20 protein-coding genes are annotated in these 18124 nt (G+C 73.1%); all 20 read left to right on the forward strand.

Annotated features, from left to right (window positions below; genetic code table 11):
• Positions 1-55 precede the first annotated feature (55 nt).
• The 20 genes from pafA to ACIA8O_RS21100 all read left to right on the forward strand — a co-directional run bounded on the left by pafA (position 56) and on the right by ACIA8O_RS21100 (position 18093).
• Positions 56-1417: a Pup--protein ligase gene (pafA, locus tag ACIA8O_RS21005; protein ID WP_396295442.1), complete on the forward strand. Its 1362-nt coding sequence runs from the start codon at positions 56-58 to the stop codon at positions 1415-1417.
• An 84-nt stretch (positions 1418-1501) separates the two neighbouring features.
• Complete coding sequence (locus ACIA8O_RS21010; protein WP_396295443.1) at positions 1502-2488, forward strand: FKBP-type peptidyl-prolyl cis-trans isomerase; 987 nt, start codon at positions 1502-1504, stop codon at positions 2486-2488.
• Positions 2489-2618: 130 nt separating this feature from the next.
• Entirely contained in the window at positions 2619-3887 is a 1269-nt protein-coding gene (locus ACIA8O_RS21015; RefSeq protein WP_396295444.1) for an FKBP-type peptidyl-prolyl cis-trans isomerase, read from the forward strand.
• A 50-nt stretch (positions 3888-3937) separates the two neighbouring features.
• Complete coding sequence (locus ACIA8O_RS21020) at positions 3938-4309, forward strand: FKBP-type peptidyl-prolyl cis-trans isomerase (RefSeq protein WP_345289774.1); 372 nt, start codon at positions 3938-3940, stop codon at positions 4307-4309.
• Between the two features lie 139 nt (positions 4310-4448).
• The gene (locus ACIA8O_RS21025) at positions 4449-5423 is read left to right on the forward strand and encodes a helix-turn-helix transcriptional regulator (RefSeq protein WP_396295445.1); all 975 of its coding nucleotides are present in this window, start codon (positions 4449-4451) and stop codon (positions 5421-5423) included.
• A gap of 26 nt (positions 5424-5449) precedes the next feature.
• Positions 5450-6367 carry a helix-turn-helix transcriptional regulator gene (locus ACIA8O_RS21030; protein WP_396295733.1) on the forward strand — a complete coding sequence of 306 codons (918 nt, stop codon included), beginning with the start codon at positions 5450-5452 and terminating at the stop codon, positions 6365-6367.
• A gap of 4 nt (positions 6368-6371) precedes the next feature.
• Positions 6372-6602, forward strand: a complete 231-nt coding sequence (locus tag ACIA8O_RS21035) for a hypothetical protein (protein ID WP_396295446.1) — start codon at positions 6372-6374, stop codon at positions 6600-6602.
• A 38-nt stretch (positions 6603-6640) separates the two neighbouring features.
• Complete coding sequence (locus ACIA8O_RS21040) at positions 6641-6802, forward strand: hypothetical protein (RefSeq protein ID WP_396295447.1); 162 nt, start codon at positions 6641-6643, stop codon at positions 6800-6802.
• A 125-nt stretch (positions 6803-6927) separates the two neighbouring features.
• On the forward strand, positions 6928-7197 hold the full coding sequence (gene tatA, locus ACIA8O_RS21045; protein ID WP_396295448.1) for a Sec-independent protein translocase subunit TatA: 270 nt from the start codon (positions 6928-6930) through the stop codon (positions 7195-7197).
• Positions 7198-7244: 47 nt separating this feature from the next.
• Entirely contained in the window at positions 7245-8138 is an 894-nt protein-coding gene (gene tatC, locus ACIA8O_RS21050) for a twin-arginine translocase subunit TatC (protein WP_396295734.1), read from the forward strand.
• Positions 8139-8267: 129 nt separating this feature from the next.
• Positions 8268-9425 carry an NAD(P)/FAD-dependent oxidoreductase gene (locus tag ACIA8O_RS21055; RefSeq protein ID WP_396295449.1) on the forward strand — a complete coding sequence of 386 codons (1158 nt, stop codon included), beginning with the start codon at positions 8268-8270 and terminating at the stop codon, positions 9423-9425.
• Complete coding sequence (locus ACIA8O_RS21060) at positions 9422-9739, forward strand: (2Fe-2S)-binding protein (protein WP_396295450.1); 318 nt, start codon at positions 9422-9424, stop codon at positions 9737-9739. The genes ACIA8O_RS21055 and ACIA8O_RS21060 overlap by 4 nt, the downstream gene beginning before the upstream one ends.
• Positions 9720-11111 (forward strand): FAD-dependent oxidoreductase, encoded by a 1392-nt coding sequence (locus ACIA8O_RS21065; RefSeq protein WP_396295451.1) that lies wholly within the window; start codon positions 9720-9722, stop codon positions 11109-11111. Before ACIA8O_RS21060 ends, ACIA8O_RS21065 begins: the two co-directional genes overlap by 20 nt.
• A 128-nt stretch (positions 11112-11239) precedes the next feature.
• On the forward strand, positions 11240-12103 hold the full coding sequence (locus ACIA8O_RS21070; protein WP_396295735.1) for a dihydrodipicolinate synthase family protein: 864 nt from the start codon (positions 11240-11242) through the stop codon (positions 12101-12103).
• Between the two features lie 91 nt (positions 12104-12194).
• Complete coding sequence (locus tag ACIA8O_RS21075; RefSeq protein ID WP_396295452.1) at positions 12195-13196, forward strand: proline racemase family protein; 1002 nt, start codon at positions 12195-12197, stop codon at positions 13194-13196.
• 116 nt (positions 13197-13312) lie between these two features.
• Positions 13313-14683 (forward strand): aldehyde dehydrogenase family protein, encoded by a 1371-nt coding sequence (locus tag ACIA8O_RS21080; RefSeq protein WP_396295453.1) that lies wholly within the window; start codon positions 13313-13315, stop codon positions 14681-14683.
• On the forward strand, positions 14680-15708 hold the full coding sequence (locus ACIA8O_RS21085) for a proline racemase family protein (RefSeq protein ID WP_396295454.1): 1029 nt from the start codon (positions 14680-14682) through the stop codon (positions 15706-15708). The genes ACIA8O_RS21080 and ACIA8O_RS21085 overlap by 4 nt, the downstream gene beginning before the upstream one ends.
• The gene (locus ACIA8O_RS21090; RefSeq protein ID WP_396295455.1) at positions 15708-16622 is read left to right on the forward strand and encodes an ornithine cyclodeaminase family protein; all 915 of its coding nucleotides are present in this window, start codon (positions 15708-15710) and stop codon (positions 16620-16622) included. Before ACIA8O_RS21085 ends, ACIA8O_RS21090 begins: the two co-directional genes overlap by 1 nt.
• A 66-nt stretch (positions 16623-16688) precedes the next feature.
• Entirely contained in the window at positions 16689-17396 is a 708-nt protein-coding gene (locus ACIA8O_RS21095; protein WP_396295456.1) for a GntR family transcriptional regulator, read from the forward strand.
• Positions 17397-17502: 106 nt separating this feature from the next.
• Positions 17503-18093 carry a Uma2 family endonuclease gene (locus ACIA8O_RS21100; RefSeq protein ID WP_396295457.1) on the forward strand — a complete coding sequence of 197 codons (591 nt, stop codon included), beginning with the start codon at positions 17503-17505 and terminating at the stop codon, positions 18091-18093.
• Positions 18094-18124 lie beyond the last annotated feature (31 nt).

The raw sequence follows: 18124 nt of genomic DNA on the forward strand, positions 1-18124 counted from the left end.
GACCGTCGGCCGCCCGGGGTTTCGCAAGGCCCTCGAACAGAGAAGAGATGCCTTCATGGACCGCCGAATTTTCGGGCTGGAGAACGAGTACGGCGTCACCTGTACCTTCCGTGGGCAGCGTCGGCTGTCGCCGGACGAGGTGGCCCGGTACCTCTTCCGCCGCGTTGTCTCCTGGGGCCGCAGCAGCAACGTCTTCCTGCGCAACGGCGCCCGCCTCTACCTGGACGTCGGCTCCCACCCCGAGTACGCCACCCCCGAGTGCGACGACGTCACCGAGCTGGTGACGCACGACAAGGCCGGCGAGCGGATCCTCGAAGGCCTGCTGGTCGACGCCGAGCGGCGCCTGCACGAGGAGGGCATCGCCGGGGACGTCTACCTGTTCAAGAACAACACCGACTCGGCCGGGAACTCCTACGGCTGCCACGAGAACTACCTGGTGGCCCGGCACGGCGAGTTCTCCCGGCTGGCCGACGTGCTGATCCCCTTCCTGGTGACCCGTCAGCTGATCTGCGGCGCGGGCAAGGTGCTGCAGACCCCGCGCGGCGCGGTCTACTGCGTCAGCCAGCGGGCCGAGCACATCTGGGAGGGCGTCAGCTCCGCCACCACCCGCTCCCGCCCGATCATCAACACCCGGGACGAGCCGCACGCGGACGCCGAGCGGTACCGCCGGCTGCACGTGATCGTCGGCGACTCCAACATGTCCGAGACCACCACCCTGCTCAAGGTGGGCTCCACCGACCTGGTGCTGCGCCTGATCGAGGCCGGCGTGGTGATGCGCGACCTGACGCTGGAGAACCCGATCCGGGCCATCCGCGAGGTCAGCCACGACCTCACCGGCACCCACCAGGTCCGGCTCGCCAACGGCCGGGAGGCCAGCGCGCTGGACATCCAGGAGGAGTACTACTCCAAGGCGCTGGAGTTCGCCGACCGCAAGGGCATCAACACCGGCACCATCGCCAAGGTGCTGGAGCTCTGGGGCCGCACCCTGGAGGCCGTCCGCAGCGGGAACTTCGACAGCGTCTCCACCGAGATCGACTGGATCATGAAGCACCAGCTGATCGAGCGGTACCGGGCCAAGCACAACATGGGGATGTCCAACCCCCGGGTGGCCCAGATCGACCTGGCGTACCACGACATCCACCGCCGCCGGGGCCTGTTCTACCTGCTCCAGAACAAGGGCCAGGCCGAGCGGATCACCACCGACCTCAAGACCTTCGAGGCCAAGTCGGTGCCCCCGCAGACCACCCGGGCCCGGTTGCGCGGCGACTTCATCCGCAAGGCGCAGGAGCAGCGCCGCGACTTCACCGTCGACTGGGTGCACCTGAAGCTGAACGACCAGGCGCAGCGCACCGTGCTCTGCAAGGACCCGTTCCGCTCGGTGGACGAGCGGGTGGAGAAGCTGATCGCGGGGATGTAGGCGGTGCCTGCGGGGCGGCGGGCGGATCGGGCAATACGCTGCGGGCAGGCACCGCCCCGTACTTGACCGACAGTTAGGAACACCGTGCGTCGCACCGCCGGTCTGCTCGCCGTCCTGCCGCTCCTCCTGCTCACCGCCTGCGGCAGCGACGGCTCGCCGTCCCAGGGGGCCTCCGGCACCGCCTCGGCCTCCGCCACGGCGGTGCCGAGCCCGGTGGCCTCGGCCTCCCCGATGCCCACCGTCTCCGGCAGCTTCGGCAGCAAGGCGTCCATCACGCTGCCGGCCGGGCAGCCCAGCGGCCAGTTCGTGGTGAACACGGTGATCGAGGGGGAGGGCGCCACCGTCGCCAAGAACGACTGGGTGACCGTCAACTACACGGCCAAGGACTGGACCACCGGCAAGGACCTCACCAGCTCCTACGACTCCGGCCAGAAGCCCCAGCTCTACCAGGCGGCCAGCGGGCAGCTGGTGCCCGCCTTCGACCAGACCGTGCTGGGCAAGAAGGTCGGCACCCGGCTGCTGGTGGTGGCCCCGCCGGCGGCCGGCTTCGGCGCCACCGGCAGCGCCACCCTGGGCATCGGCGGCGGCGACACCGTGGTCTTCGTGCTGGACGTGGTGGAGGACCTGCCGCAGGACTCCACCATCGGCGGCGCCATCACCCAGCCGCCGGCCGACCTCCCGCAGGTCAAGGACAACGGCAAGGCCGCCCCCACCATCACCGTCCCGGCCGGGCCGCCCGCCCCGCCGACCGAGCTGAAGACCTCGGTCCTGGTGAAGGGCGACGGCAAGCCGGTGCAGTCCGGCCAGACCCTGGTGGTGCAGTACACCGGGGTGCTCTGGGCCACCGGCCAGCAGTTCGACTCCTCCTGGTCGCACGGCGGGGCCCAGGCGCTCCAGGTCGGCACCGGCAGCCTGATCAAGGGCTGGGACCAGGGCCTGGTCGGCCAGACCGTCGGCAGCCGGGTGGAGCTGGTGGTGCCGCCCGCCCTCGGCTACGGGGACAAGGAGCAGTCCTCGGTCCCGGCGAACTCCACCCTGGTCTTCGTGATCGACATCCTCGAAGCCGTCTGAGGCTCTGACACCGAATCGAAGCTCGCGGCTCTTACCGCGCCCTCATGTCCACCTGACATACTGTCGCGCACTGTGGCAGGTGTCCGTCAGGACCCGGTGAGGGCGCGGCCCGCGAGATGGATGGGGAGTCATGACTGAGAAGAGCGTCGGGGACCCGACGGCCGCACGGCCCGGTGGGCCGCTGCCGGGTGACGGCGAGTCGATCGTTGTCCCCCCGGCGATCCTGAAGCAGCAGGCCGGCTGGGGCCAGGAGGAGGCCCGCGCGGCCGGGGCGGCGAAGGACGACGAGCCCCAGGTCTTCGCCTCCACGGTGCGCCGCAGGGACCTGGACGAGTCCGGCTACGACGAGAACCCCGGCTCGGCCGGCAAGCTCGGCGTCATCCTGGGCACGGTGCTCGCGGTCCTGCTGGTCGGCAGCGGGGTCACCCTGTACATGGTCAACAAGCCGGACTCGGACAAGAAGGCGGCCGCCGACTCGGCGCCCACCGCCCCGGCCCAGCCGACCCCGACCCAGGCCCCGGTGCCGCCGATCAAGAACGACGCCAAGGTGCTGCCCGCGGTCAGCGGCGACTTCGGCGCCAAGGCCAACATCGAGCTGCCCAAGGACGCGCCCGACGGCAACTTCGTGGTGAAGACGCTGACCGAGGGCACCGGCGCCGAGGTCAAGAAGAACGACTGGGTGACGATCGACTTCACCAGCAAGGTCTGGGCCAGCGGCAAGGACCTGGCGAACTCGTTCGACAAGAACAAGCCGCAGCTCTTCCAGGCCGGCGCGGGCAAGCTGATCCCCGCCCTGGACGACGCGGTGACCGGCCACAAGGCCGGCAGCCGCCTGCTGGTGGTGGCCCCGCCGGCCGCCGCCTTCGGCGACCAGGGCAACACCCAGATGGGGGTCGGCCCGAAGGACAACCTGGTCTTCGTGATCGACATCAAGCAGGGCACCGCGCCGGACGCGGTGCTCGGCGGTGAGATGGCCGCCCCGGCCGAGGGCATGCCCAAGGTCAAGGACAACGGCAAGAAGCCGGCCACCATCACCCCCGTCCCGGGCGTGGCCGCGCCGACCGAGCTGAAGACCTCGGTGCTGATCCAGGGCAAGGGCCGCAAGATCGAGTCGGGCGAGAAGGTCATCGTCCAGTACACCGGCGTGACCTACGCCGACGGCAAGCAGTTCGACTCCTCGCTCGAGCGCGGCCAGGCCTTCGGCTTCGTCACCGGTGGCGGCGGCGTCATCGAGGGCTGGGACAAGGCCGTCACCGGCCAGACCATCGGCAGCCGGATCGAGGTCGTGATCCCGCCGGCGATGGGCTACGGCGACAAGGCCTCGGAGAAGATCCCGGCCAACTCCACCCTGGTCTTCGTGATCGACATCCTGGACGCGGGTGTCGGCGGCGCCGACTAGTCGTCGCGTAACGTATCCCTGTTACATCACCGAACGAGAAGAGCTGTGCTGTGAGCCTTACCAAGCCGGAGATCGACTTCCCGATCGGCGACGCGCCGGCCGACCTGGTCATCGAGGACATCGTCGAGGGCACCGGCGCCGAGGCCAAGGCCGGCGCGATGGTCGAGGTCCACTACGTGGGCGTCACCTTCGAGACCGGCGAGGAGTTCGACGCCTCCTGGAACCGCGGCCAGACCTTCCGCTTCCCGCTGGGCGGCGGCCGGGTCATCAAGGGCTGGGACGAGGGCGTCCAGGGCATGAAGGTCGGCGGCCGGCGCAAGCTGACCATCCCGGCCCACAAGGCGTACGGGAACCAGTCCCCGAGCCCGCTCATCCCGGCCGGTTCGACCCTGATCTTCGTGGTCGACCTGCTCGGCGTCTGACACCGCGTCACCCCAGGCCCCACCCCGCCGCGAGCGGGGTGGGGCCTCGGCTTTCCCCGGAACGGCCGTACCCGGTACGGTCAGCCACAGTTCGTGAAGCAGCGCAGTAGAGATGCACCTCGTTACGGAAAGGTCCGCGATGGCGATCGCCAAGGCAGAGCGGCTGATGAACCTCGCCCTGTGCCTGATGAACACCAGACGTCCGCTCTCCAAGAAGGAGCTCCGGGAGTCCGTCGAGGCGTACCGGGAGGCCTGGCAGTCCGGCAGCGAAGAGGCCTTCAACCGGATGTTCGAGCGGGACAAGGACGACCTGCGCGAGCTCGGCCTGGTCATCGACGTGGACGAGAACGGCCTGGACGGCGAGGTGGGCTACCTGGCCCGCAAGGACCGCAACCGGCTGCCGGAGATCGCCCTGGACGCGGAGGAGGCGGCCGCGCTCACGCTGGCCGCCCGGGTCTGGCAGCAGGCCAAGATGTCCGGCGCGGCCAGCGGGGCGCTGCAGAAGCTGCGCGCCGCCGGGGTGCCGTTCACCGAGGAGCGCGAGCACTCCGCGCTGGAGCCGCGGATCCCCGCCCGGGAGGCGGCCTTCGAGCCGCTGCTCACCGCGGCCCGGGACCGACGGCCCGTCACCTTCGAGTACCGCAAGGCCGGTGCGGCCGCCGTCGAGCTGCGCTCGGTGGAGCCCTGGGCGCTGGAGTGCTGGCGCGGCCACTGGTACCTGGCCGGGTGGGACCGGGACCGCGGCGCGGCCCGGGTGTTCCGGCTGAGCCGGATCACCGGCCGGGTGAAGTCCCGGGCCGGGCGGTTCACCGGCACGGTGCCCGAGCACGTGGACGTGCGCGCCGTGGTGGCCCGGTTCGGCGGCGAGGGCGCGACCGCCTCGGCCACTGTCCGGCTGCGGCAGGGCAAGGGCTTCCCGCTGCGGACCAAGGCGCTGAGCGTGGCCGAGGGCGCGGACGGCTGGGACGAGCTGGAGATCCCGTACGGCCCCGGGCTCGGGGCCGAGGTGGCCGAGTTCGGCCCCGACCTGGTGGTGCTGGCGCCCGAGGAGCTGCGGGCGGACGTCGTCGACCGGCTGCGAGCGGTGGCCGGTCTCCTTGAGGGGCAGAGTTGAGCAACGCGATCGACCAGACCCGGCGGATGCTGTCGCTGGTCACCTACCTGCGCGAGCGGCCCGGTGCCGAGGTGGCCGAGGTGGCCCGGGCGTTCGGCATCACCGAGCGCGAGCTGATCAACGACCTGAACGTGCTGCCGATGTGCGGCACCAGCTTCCGCGGCGGCGACCTGCTGGACATCGACACCGACGGCGAGCGGATCTGGTGGCACAACGTCGACGACGTGGCCCAGCCGCTGCGCCTCGCCGCCGACGAGGCCACCGCGCTGCTGGTGGCCGCCCGCGCGGTGGCCGGCCTGCCCGGTCTGCGCGAGCGGGACCGGCAGGCGCTGACCCGCGCGGTCGCCAAGATCGAGGACGCGGCCGGCGAGAGCGCCGAGTCCTCGGCCCGGGTCGGCGTGACCTTCGAGGCCGAGGGCCAGGTCTTCGCCGACATCGACCGCGCGCTGAGCGAGGGCCGGCTGATCTGGCTGCGCTACTGGTCGCACGGGCGCGGCGGCATGACGGAGCGTCTGGTCGACCCGATCCGGCTGGTCACCGAGGGGCACACCTACCTGGAGGGCTGGTGCCGCACCTCGGAGGACCGCCGGGTGTTCCGGCTGGACCGGGTGGCCGAGATCAAGGTGCTGGACGAGCCGGCCGACCCGCCGCGGCTGGAGCCGCGCGACCTGTCCGCCGGTCTGGTCACCCCGGCCGCCTCCGACCCGGAGGTGGTGGTCGAGGTCGGCCCCGGCGGCCGCTGGGTGGCCGAGTACTACACCCACGACTCGGCCGAGGAGCTGCCCGACGGCGGCCTGCGGATCACCCTGCGCAGCGCGGACCCGGCGGGCCTGCGCCCGCTGGCCCTGCGGCTGGGCCGGGACGGCCGGATCGTCTCCCCGCCGGAGCTGGCCGAGTCGGCGCGGGCCGCCGCGCTCGAGGCGCTCCGGGGATACGAGGGCTGAGCCGATGACCGCGGAGGGCACCAGATTCAAGGTCTACTGCTCTCACTGCCGGGAGAAGGTGGAGCTGCCGGCCGAGGCCTTCCGGCTGGCGCTGGGCGCCACCCGGGAGCGCACGTTCTACAGCTTCAGCTGCCCGTCGTGCGGCCGGGCGGTCCGCAAGACCGCGGGGGACTCCATCGTCGAGGCGCTGACCAGGGCCGGGGTCAGCACCATGCGCCTGCTGCCGGTCGACTGACGCGGTACCACCCGAGAACCACCCCGTAGGAGAAGCCAGTGCCCTGGACCGTCGTCGCCGCCGTCCTGCTGTCCACCGCCGGACTGCTGGTGCTCGGGGTGCTCGCCTGCCGCCTCTGGCTGGACGTCAGGGCGCTGGCCCGGGAGGTCGGTACGGCCTCCCGGGCGGTGACCGAGGCGGCCGAGCGGCTGACCGGCTGAGCGGGGGCCGCCCCGGGCCGTTCGCCGAGGCCAGGTAGCATCCGGTCGTTGTCGCAGCGTCACCCGCAGGGGCTACCATCGCCGGGAGCGGGGGAGTGCTGCCCCTGGGAGAAAGGTGGTCGCACATGCGGATCGGCACGATCCTCATCATCGTCGTCCTCGCCCTGCTGCTCTTCGGCGCGAAGCGGCTGCCCGGCCTCGCCAGGTCGCTCGGCAAGTCCGCGCGGATCCTGAAGGCCGAGGGCAAGGCGCTCAAGGAGGAGGGCAAGTCCCTCAAGGACCGGACGGTGGCCGCCGCCAAGGAGGGCGCCGCCGAGCCGATCGACCCGGTGGAGCCGGCCCGGGTCGTCAAGTCCGCCCCCGGTGAGACCGCACGGGGCGGGGACCGGGCTTGAGCAAGACCGAGAAGGCCGTCAAGACGGCCAAGGACCCCGAGGGCCGGATGGCCCTGGCGGAGCACCTGCGGGAGCTCCGCAACCGGCTGGTCAAGTCGATCCTGGCGATCCTGCTGTTCACCATCGTGATCGCGGTGTTCTACCGCCCGGTGATCGACTTCCTGATCGCGCCGCTGCCCGCCTGCGGGCCCGACAACAAGCCGCCGCCGGGCGAGAACAAGTGCGCCCTGGTGGCGAACATCGGTCTGATGACCGCCTTCACCGTGGTGCTGAAGGTCGCGTTGACCGGTGGCGTGGTCGCGGCGACCCCGGTCTGGCTGTTCCAGCTGTGGCGCTTCGTCGCGCCCGGCCTGCACAAGGGCGAGCGCCGGTACACCGTGGCCTTCATGGGCTTCGGCATCCCGCTGTTCCTGGCCGGCGCCGCGTTCGCGTACCTCATCATGCCGATGACCGCCGCGATGCTGATCCACTTCGCCGGCACCGACGTGACCTCGATCCTCACGGTCGAGGACTACCTCGACGTGGTGACCAGGATGGTGCTGGTCTTCGGCCTGGGCTTCGAGTTCCCGCTGCTGCTGGTGATGCTGAACTTCGTCGGGGTGCTCACCGGCAAGCGGCTGCTCGGCTGGTGGCGCGGCATGGTGATGGCGATCACCGTCTTCGCCGCCTTCGCGACCCCGTCGGCCGACCCGGTCAGCATGATCCTGCTGGCCCTGCCGATCATCGCCCTGTACTTCATCGCGGTCGGCGTGGCGCTGCTGAACGACAGGCGCAAGCTGCGGAACAATCCGGACGCGGGTCTGGACGACGAGGAGGCCTCGCACCTCGACCTCTCGGTCGAGTCCGTCGACGGCGCCGAGGCGGTCACCGCCTCCGCCGCGCCGGAGCTGCCCTCCGCCGTCCCGCCCGCCCGCCGGGAGCAGTTGGACGACATCACCTGACACTGTCGCGGCTGACCCGCCGTCAGTTCGCCCGAACGGCCCCGGCCTGCTGGTTCTTCCAGTGGACCGGGGCCGTTCCGTCATGTCCACGGCCTTGGCAGGGCGAAAACCATGTGACATATTACTGCCGTGTCCACGAGATCCCCCCACGATGTCCTGGTGGTCGGCGCCGGTGTGGTCGGCGCCGCCTGCGCCTACTACGCGGCCCGAGCCGGCCTGAGCGTCACCGTCGTCGACCGCGGCCCGGTGGCCGGCGGCACCACCGGAGCCGGGGAGGGGAACCTCCTGGTCTCCGACAAGGAGCCCGGCCCCGAGCTCGACCTCGCCCTGTACTCCACCGGCCTGTGGCGCGGCCTCGCCGAGGAGCTGGGGGAGCGGATCGAGTACGAGCCCAAGGGCGGCCTGGTGGTCGCCTCCACCGAGGCCGGGATGACCGCGCTGCGGAGCTTCGCCGCCGAGCAGACCAAGGCCGGGGTGGAGTCCTCCGAGGTCCCCGGTGACCGGCTCGCCGAGCTGGAACCGCACCTGGCCGCCGGGCTGGGCGGCGGCTTCCGCTACCCGCAGGACGCCCAGGTCCAGCCCGCGCTGGCCGCCGCTCACCTGCTGCGGGCCTCCGGGGCGCGCCTGCGGCTCGGCGAGACGGTCACCGGCATCCGCACCGCGCCCTCCGGCGAGGTGCTCGGGGTGACGACGGACCGGGGCCGGATCGACGCCCCCGTGGTGATCAACGCGGCCGGCACCTGGGGCGGCGAGCTGGCCGCGATGGCCGGCGTCGAGCTCCCGGTGCTGCCCCGGCGCGGCTTCGTGCTGGTGACCGAGCCGCTGCCGAGGATCGTCCGGCACAAGGTGTACGCCGCCGACTACGTGGCCGACGTGGCCAGCGGCTCGGCCGCGCTGCAGACCTCCGCCGTGGTCGAGGGCACCCCGGCCGGCCCGGTGCTGATCGGCGCCAGCCGGGAGCGGGTCGGCTTCGACCGCACCCTCTCGGTCGAGGTGCTCCAGCGCCTGGCGGCCAACGCGGCCCGGCTCTTCCCGGTGCTGCGCACCGTCCAGGTGCAGCGCGCCTACCGGGGCTTCCGCCCCTACCTGCCGGACCACCTGCCGGCCATCGGCGCGGACCCGCGGGTGCCCGGGCTGTACCACGCCTGCGGCCACGAGGGCGCGGGCATCGGCCTGGCCCCCGCCACCGGGGAGCTGATCGCCCGTCAGCTCACCGGCGAGGCCCCCGGGCTCGACCTCACCCCGTTCCGAGCCGACCGCTTCCCGCACCCTGGAGCCGCCGCGTGAGCGCCCGTACCCCCGCCGAACTGGTCGGCGCCCGGCCCCAGCCGGGGCACACCATCGACTTCGACGGCCGCCCGATCCCGGTGCTGCCCGGCCAGACCATCGCGGCCGCGCTCTGGGCCAACGGCATCCTGGCCTGGCGCACCACCCGGGTGAACGGCCGCCCGCGCGGCGCGTTCTGCGGCATCGGCGCCTGCTTCGACTGCCTGGCCACCGTGGACGGCGCACCCAACCAGCGCACCTGCCTGATCCCCGCCGAGCCCGGCACCACCGTCACCACCCAGGAGGGCCACGGCCGTGCCGACCTCGCCGTCTGACCCCCAGGACCCGTACGACCTCGCCGTGATCGGGGCCGGCCCGGCCGGCCTGGCCGCCGCCGTCACCGCCTCCGCCCTCGGTCTGCGCTGCGTCCTGCTGGACGCCGGACCGCGCCCGGGCGGCCAGTACTACCGCCACCCCGCGCCGGAGCTGGGCGCGGCCCACCCGGAGAAGCTGCACCACGGCTGGTCCGCCTTCGCCGGGCTGCGCGACAGGCTGGCGGCGAGCACCGTCGCCCACCTGACGGAGCACCAGGTCTGGACCGTCGAGCGCAGCACCGAGGGGCGGCCCTGGCGGCTGCACGCGCTGCACGCCGGGGAGGCCGTGACGGTCGAGGCCGCCGCGGTGCTGCTGGCCACCGGCGCCTACGAGCGCCAACTGCCCTTCCCCGGCTGGACGCTGCCCGGCGTGGTGACGGCCGGCGGCGCGCAGGCCATGCTCAAGGCCGGCCTGGTGCTGCCCGGCCGGCGGATCGTGGTGGCGGGCAGCGGCCCGCTGCTGCTGGCCGCGGCCTCCTCGCTGGTCTCCGCCGGGGCCACCGTGCCCGCGGTGGTCGAGGCCTCGAACTACCTCGGCTACGCCCGCGGCCTGGCCACCCTGGCCGCCAACCCGGCCAAGCTGGTCGAGGGCGCCGGACACGGCACCAACCTGCTGCGCGGCAGGGTCCGGCTGCGCCGCTCCAGCGCGGTCGTCGAGGCGCACGGCACCGACCGTGTGACCGCGGTGACGGTGGCGAGGCTGGACGCCGAGTGGCGCCCGGTGCCCGGCACCGAGCGGCGGATCGAGTGCGACGCGGTGGCGGTCGGGCACGGCCTGCTGCCGCAGATCGAGCTGGCCACCGAGCTGGGCGCCGAGACCGTCACCACCGCCGACGACACCGTCGCGCTCAAGGTGGACGACCAGCTGCGCACCTCGCTGCCGGGCCTGTGGGCGGCGGGGGAGACCTGCGGCGTCGGCGGCGCCGACCTGGCGATCGCGGAGGGCGCGCTGGCCGCCCGGGTGATCGCCGGGGCGCCGGTGCCGGCCTCGCTGCGCACCCGCCGGGAGCGCCGCCGGGCGTTCGCCGGCCTGATGGCCGCCGCGCACCGGCCCGGCCCGGGCTGGACCGACTGGCTGCGCGAGGACACCGACGTCTGCCGCTGCGAGGAGGTCCCGGCCGGGGCGATCCGCACCGCGGTGGAGGAGCTCGGCGCGGCCGACCCACGGACCGTCAAACTGCTCACCCGGGCCGGGATGGGCTGGTGCCAGGGCCGGATGTGCGGCCCGGCGGTGGCCTGCCTCTCCGGGGCCTCCGCCCTGAAGCCCGACGCCCGCCCGCTGGCCTGCCCCGTCCCGCTCGCCCGGCTGGCCGAGGGCGAGCCGCGCCCCTGACGTGTCCGCTCAGGTGGTCCACGCCCTTGTGGTCCACCGCCCGCTCTAATAAAATGTCACACCTCACCACTCAAGGAGACCCCCAAGTGTCCGCAACGCACGAGCCCACCCGTCCCTGGCGCGGCATCATGGTCGCCACCACGCTCCCCCTGCGTGACGACCTGTCCGTCGACTACGACGCCTACGCCGAGCACGTCCGCTGGCTGATCGCCAACGGCTGCGACGGCGTGGTCCCGAACGGCTCGCTCGGCGAGTACCAGGTCCTCACCGCCGAGGAGCGGGCCCGCGTGGTCACCACCGCCGTCGAGGCGGCCGGCGACGGCTCCCGTGTCATGCCGGGCGTCGCCGCCTACGGCTCCGCCGAGTCCCGCCGCTGGGCCGAGCAGGCCGCCGAGGCCGGCGCCGGCTCCGTCCTGCTGCTGCCGCCGAACGCCTACCGCGCCGACGCCGCCGCCGTCCGGGCGCACTACGCCGAGGTGGCCAAGGCCGGTCTGCCGATCGTGGCCTACAACAACCCGATCGACACCAAGGTGGACCTCGTCCCCTCGCTGCTCGCGGACATCCACGCCGACGGCAACATCGTCGCCGTCAAGGAGTTCAGCGGCGACGTCCGCCGGGCCTACGAGATCGCCGAGCTCGCCCCCGGCCTGGACCTGCTGATCGGCGCCGACGACGTGCTGCTGGAGCTGGCCGTGGCCGGCGCCGTCGGCTGGATCGCCGGCTACCCGAACGCCCTGCCGGAGGCCAGCGCCAAGCTGTTCCACGCCGCCGTCTCGGGTGACCTGGAGACCGCCGTCCCGCTGTACCGCTCGCTGCACTCGCTGCTGCGCTGGGACTCCAAGACCGAGTTCGTCCAGGCCATCAAGCTCTCCATGGACATCGCCGGCCGGCACGGCGGCCCCGTCCGTCCGCCGCGCTTCCCGCTCACCCCGGAGATCGAGGCGGCCGTCCGCACCGCCACCGAGCAGGCCATCGCGGCCGGCCTGGTCTGACGGGGCGTCAAGCCCCGAGCGTCACCCCCAGAGAAGTGACAGAGGCCGGCTGCGGCGGCAGCCGGCCCTCTCCCCGAGGAGAATCCCCCCCATGCGCAGCCGTCACGTGTTCCACGCCGTGGACTCCCACACCGAGGGCATGCCGACCCGGGTCATCACCGGCGGCTTCGGCACCATCCCCGGGGCCACCATGGCCGAGCGCCGGGTGCACTTCCAGCAGCACCTGGACGACTTCCGCACCCTGCTGATGTACGAGCCCCGCGGCCACGCGGCGATGAGCGGCGCCATCCTCCAGCCGCCGACCCGGCCGGACGCCGACTTCGGCGTGCTCTACATCGAGGTCTCCGGCCTGCTGCCGATGTGCGGGCACGGCACCATCGGCGTGGCCACCGTGCTGGTCGAGACCGGCATGGTCCCGGTGGTCGAGCCGGTCACCACCGTCCGCCTGGACACCCCGGCCGGTCTGGTGATCGCCGACGTGCACGTCCAGGACGGCGCGGCCAAGGCCGTGACCATCCGCAACGTGCCCTCCTACTCCGTCGCCCTGGACCAGAAGATCGAGGTCCCCGGCTACGGCACGGTGACCTACGACCTGGCCTACGGCGGCAACTTCTACGCGATCCTGCCGCTGGCCGAGTTCGGCATCCCGTTCGAGCGCGAGCGCAAGCAGGAGATCCTGGACGCCGGCCTGGCCATGATGGACGCCATCAACGAGGCCGACCGGCCGGTCCACCCGGAGGACCCGTCCATCCACAGCTGCCACCACGTGCAGCTGCTGGCGCCCGGCTCCACCGCCGAGCACTCCCAGCACGCGATGGCCATCCACCCCGGCTGGTTCGACCGCTCGCCCTGCGGCACCGGCACCTCGGCCCGGATGGCCCAGCTGCACGCCCGCGGTGAGCTCCCGCTGGACCGGGACTTCCGCAACGACTCCTTCATCGGCACCACCTTCACCGGCCGCCTGGTGGAGGAGACCACGGTGGCCGGCCGTCCGGCCGTGGTCCCGACCGTCACCGGCCGGGCCTGGGTCACCGGCACCGCGCAGTACTTCCTCGACCCGAGCGACCCGTTCCCCGCGGGCTTCCTGCTCTGACCCAGTGCCGGGGCCGCGGCGCACCGCTCCCGTCCGCGCGGGCCGCGCCGCCGCCCCGGCCCCCTGACCGACCGTCAGGACCGACCCACCGCCAGACCGCCGTCGAAAGGCATCCCGTGATCACCTCGTACAACCCCGCAGACCCGTCCGACCTGGTGGTCGAGGTCGAGAGCCCCGGCGCGGCCGGGGTGGCTGCGGCCATCGAGCGGGCCCGGGCCGCCCAGACCGGCTGGCGGGCCCTCGGTGCGGCGGGCCGCTCGGCCGCCCTCACCAAGGCCGCCGCCGCGATCGAGGCGCACGCCGACGAGCTCACCGAGCTGATCGTCCGTGAGGTCGGCAAGCCCGCCGTCGAGGCGCGCGGCGAGGTCGGCCGCACCGTGGCGATCTGGCGCTACTACGCCCAGGCCCCGTTCGCCCCGGCCGGTGAGGTGCACGAGCCCGCCGCCGGCGAGGGCCTGCTGCTCACCCGCCGCCGCCCGTACGGCGTGGCCGGCCTGGTCACCCCCTGGAACTTCCCGCTCGCCATCCCGACCTGGAAGGCCGCCCCGGCCCTCGCGGTCGGCAACGCGGTGGTGCTCAAGCCCGCCCCCGAGGCCACCGCCTGCGCGCTGCGCCTGGCCGAGCTGGCCGGCCTGCCGGAGGGCGTGCTGACCATCGTCCCCGGCGGGGCCGAGGAGGGCGCCGCCCTGGTGGCCGGCGCCGACGTGATCTCCTTCACCGGCTCCACCGGCGTCGGCCGGGCCGTGGTGGCCGCCGCCACCGGGCGCGGCGTCCCGGTGCAGGCCGAGATGGGCGGCCTGAACGCCGCCATCGTGCTGCCCGACGCCGACATCGCCCAGGCCGCCGCCCACCTGGCCGCCGCCATCGCCGGCTACGCCGGCCAGAAGTGCACCGCCACCAGCCGGGTGATCGCGGTCGGCGACGCCTACGAGCCGCTCGCCGAGGCGCTGGCCAAGGCGCTCACCGGGATCGCCGCGCCCGGCGCCCTGACCGACGTCTGCGGCCCGGTCATCAACGAGCCCGCGCTGGAGCGCCTCACCACCGCGATCGACTCCGCCGTCGAGGCCGGTGCCACCGCACTGGCCGGCGGCCGCCGGATCGACCGGGACGGCTGGTTCATCGAGCCCACCCTGCTGGAGCAGGTCCCGGCCGAACACCCGCTGCGCACCGAGGAGTTCTTCGGCCCGGTGGCCGTGCTGCTGCCCGCCGCCGACCTGGACGAGGCCATCGCGGTGGCCAACGACACCGCCCAGAGCCTCTCCACCTCGGTGCACAGCCGGGACCTGGACACCGCGCTGGCCGCCGCCGACCGCCTGGACGCCGGCATGGTCCGGGTCAACGCCCCCTCCAGCGGCGTGGACTTCCACCTCCCGTTCAGCGGCGCCAAGGGCGCCGGCTACGGCGCGCGCGAGCAGGGCCAGGCCGTGCTCGACTTCTTCACCGCCCAGCGCACCGTCACCCTGCTCCCCGCCGGGACGCCGCGATGAGCCCGAGCGTGGACACGGTCGACTACCACACCGCCGGCGAACCCTTCCGGATCGTCACGGCCGGCCTGCCGCCCATCCCGGGCGACTCGGTCGCCGAGCGCCGGGCCATCGCGCTCGGCGCCGGCGGCACCGCCACCAACCCCCGGCCGAGCACCCTGGACACCGTCCGGCAGCTGCTCACCCGGGAGCCGCGCGGCCACGCCGGGATGTACGGCGGCTTCGTGGTGCCGGCCGACGACAGCGAGGCCCACTTCGGGGTCCTGTTCTGGCACAAGGACGGCTACTCCACCGCCTGCGGCCACGGCACCATCGCGCTCGGCGCCTGGGCCGTGGACTCCGGCCTGGTGGAGGCCCCCGCGGACGGCGACGCCCGGGTGCGGATCGACGTCCCGTCCGGCCGGGTGACCGCCACCGTGCACCGCTCCGGCGGCGCCACCACCGGCATCACCTTCCGGAACGTGCCCACCGCGGTCTCCGCCCGGGGCGTCAAGGTGGAGACCTCGCGCGGCCCGGTCTCCGTCGACCTCGCGCACTCCGGCGCCTGCTACGCCTCGGTCCGCGCCGCCGACCTCGGCCTGACCGTCACCACCGACCGGCTGCCCGAACTCACCGCCCTCGGCCGGGAGATCCGGGCCGCCCTGGCGGACCACCCGGCCACCCGGCACCCCTCGGACCCGCTGCTCTCCGGCGTCTACGGCGTGATCCTGCACGAGGACCTGTCCGAGGACACCCCGTCGGGCCCCGACCAGCGCAACGTCACCGTCTTCGCCGACGGCCAGATCGACCGCTCCCCGTGCGGCTCCGGCACCTCCGCCCGGCTCGCCCTGCTGGCCGCCGAGGGCCGCCTGACCCCCGGTCAGGAACTGCGGCACGAGTCGGTCATCGGTACCGTCTTCACCGGACGGCTGGCCGGCGAGCACCCCGACGGGGTGATCACCGAGGTCACCGGCACCGCGCACCGCACCGGCGAGCACCGCTTCCTGCTCGACCCGGCCGACACCCTCGGGACGGGATTCCTGCTCTGATGACCGCTCAGCTCCCCTTCGTCCCGCTGACCCTCGGCCCGGCCGAGGCGGTGGACGCGCTGGCCGCCGTGCTGGTGGACGGCCTCGACGTCGAGGCCGCCCCGGCCCGCAGCAACATCCCCGTCCCGGCGGGAGAGCTGCTGCTGATGCCGGCCGCCTCGGCCCGGTTCACCGGCGTCAAGATCGCGGGCGTGGTCCCGGGCAACGCCGCCCGGGGCCTGCCCCGGATCACCGGCAGCTACCTGCTGCTGGACGGTCCGACCCTCCAGCCGCTCGCCCTGCTGGACGGCGTCGCGCTCACCTCGCTGCGCACCCCCGCCGTCACCGCCCTGGCACTGCGTCAGCTGGCCGAGCCGGACGCCTCCCACCTGGTGCTCTTCGGCACCGGCCCGCAGGCCTTCGCCCACCTGGACGCGCTGCTGGCGATCCGCCCGCTGACCAGGGTCACGGTGGTCGGGCGCTCGCCCGAGCCGGCCGCCGCGCTGGTCGCGTACGCCGCCTCGCTCGGGCTCGCGGCCGCACTCGGCACGCCGGAGGCGGTCGCGGAGGCGGACCTGGTGGTCTGCTGCACCACGGCGCGCGAGCCGCTCTTCGACGGCGCGCGCGTCCCGGGCCACGCCGCGGTGGCGGCGGTCGGTTCGCACGAGCCGGTGGCGAGGGAGGTCGACTCGGCACTGGTGGAGCGCTCCGCGCTGTACGTGGAGTCGCGGGCGGTGGCACTGCGGGAGGCCGGGGACCTGCTGATCCCTTCTGTGCCCGGGGACCGCCTTGCTAACCTGTCAGAACTGGTGAACGGCAAGGCAGTTGTCCCGACGGACCGGCCGCGCTTCTTCAAGAGCGTCGGCATGGCCTGGGAGGACCTGGCGGTCGCCTCCGCGCAATTCACCGCAGCTGATCCGAAGCAGTTCAGGTAATTCACAAATCAACGTAACGTGACATTGTACAATGGTGTCCTGCTCAGCCCCCACCGGAGGAACACCATGGCGGACCTCAAGCCCCGCGCCCTCATCTCCGTCCAGGAGCGCCTGCGCGACCAGGTCGCCCACGCCCTGCGCGCTGCCCTGATCTCCGGCGAACTCCGCCCGGGCGTCGTCTACTCGGCCCCCGCGCTCGCCGCCGACTTCGGTGTCTCCGCCACCCCCGTCCGGGAGGCCATGCTCGACCTCGCCCGCGAGGGCCTGGTCGAGGCGGTCCGGAACAAGGGTTTCCGGGTCACCGAGCTGACGGAGCGTGACCTCGACGACTACACCGAGATCCGTGCCCTGATCGAGGTCCCCACCGTCGGCCGGGTCACCCGCACCGCCACCCGCGAGCAGCTCGAAGCCCTCCGCCCCGAAGCCGAGGCCATCGTGGTCGCCGCCCGCAAGCACGACCTCATCGGCTACCTGGAGGCGGACCGCCAGTTCCACCTCTCGGTGCTGGGCCTGGCCGGCAACGCCCGCCTGGTCGAGGTGGTCGGCGACCTCCGCAAGCGCTCCCGCCTCTACGGCCTCACCCGCCTCGACCAGCGCGGCGAGCTCGTCTCCTCGGCCGAGGAGCACCTGACCCTGCTCGACCTGATGATCTCCGGCGACGCGGCGGCCGCGGAGCGCTGCATGGCCGAACACCTCGGCCACGTCCGCTCCCTCTGGGCCGCCAACGAAGAGGCCATCGACGAGCGCCCGGCCCTGCGGCTGGGAGCTCGCTGAGGTCGTACGTCCTCACCCGTTCCGGTGGTTGGCGGCAGTACCGCTTGCCGCCGGAACGGCGGGCCTACGATGGTGTTCTCGACACCGGCCAGCCGGGAGGAACTCCATGTCCGCAGTAGCGATTGAGCAGCCGGATCCCACCCTGCTCGAAGCCGCCGACATGATCTCTGACCGGTTGTCCGGCCACCGGGTCGAGATCATCGGGGGCCAGATCACCGTGACACCTCCTGCCAGCGGTGCGCATGCCCGCTCGCTCACCAACATCATGATCCCGTTCCTGGCCGCGGGGTTGCACGGTGAGCAGTCGCAGGTGCTGCAGGCGGTCGGACTGTGGCTGCCCGACGGGCCGTACGACTTCGTGATCCCCGACCTCGCCGTGGTGGACGCTGATTTCGAGGAACACAAGCTCGAGTACAGCTGCTACGACCCGGCAGTCTTCCGGCTGGTCCTCGAAGTGACGTCGAGCAACCTGAGCGACGACCTCAAGAAGAAGCCCGCTGCCTACGCCGGCGCGGGCGTGCCCGTCTACGTGATCGTCGACCGGACGAACCAGAAGGTCCTGGTGCTCACCGATCCGTCCGACGGGGAGTACCGGGTCCACGCGGTCCGTCACCGGGGGCAGTCCTTCACACTTCCCGAGTCGGTCGGCGCTGCCGTGACGCTCTCCGTGGACGCGATGCTCGGGCCGGTTTCGTAGTCCGCCCCTATCCGTCGACCACACACCGGTA

The organism is Kitasatospora sp. NPDC051853 (genome assembly GCF_044452665.1).
GTDB lineage: Bacteria > Actinomycetota > Actinomycetes > Streptomycetales > Streptomycetaceae > Kitasatospora.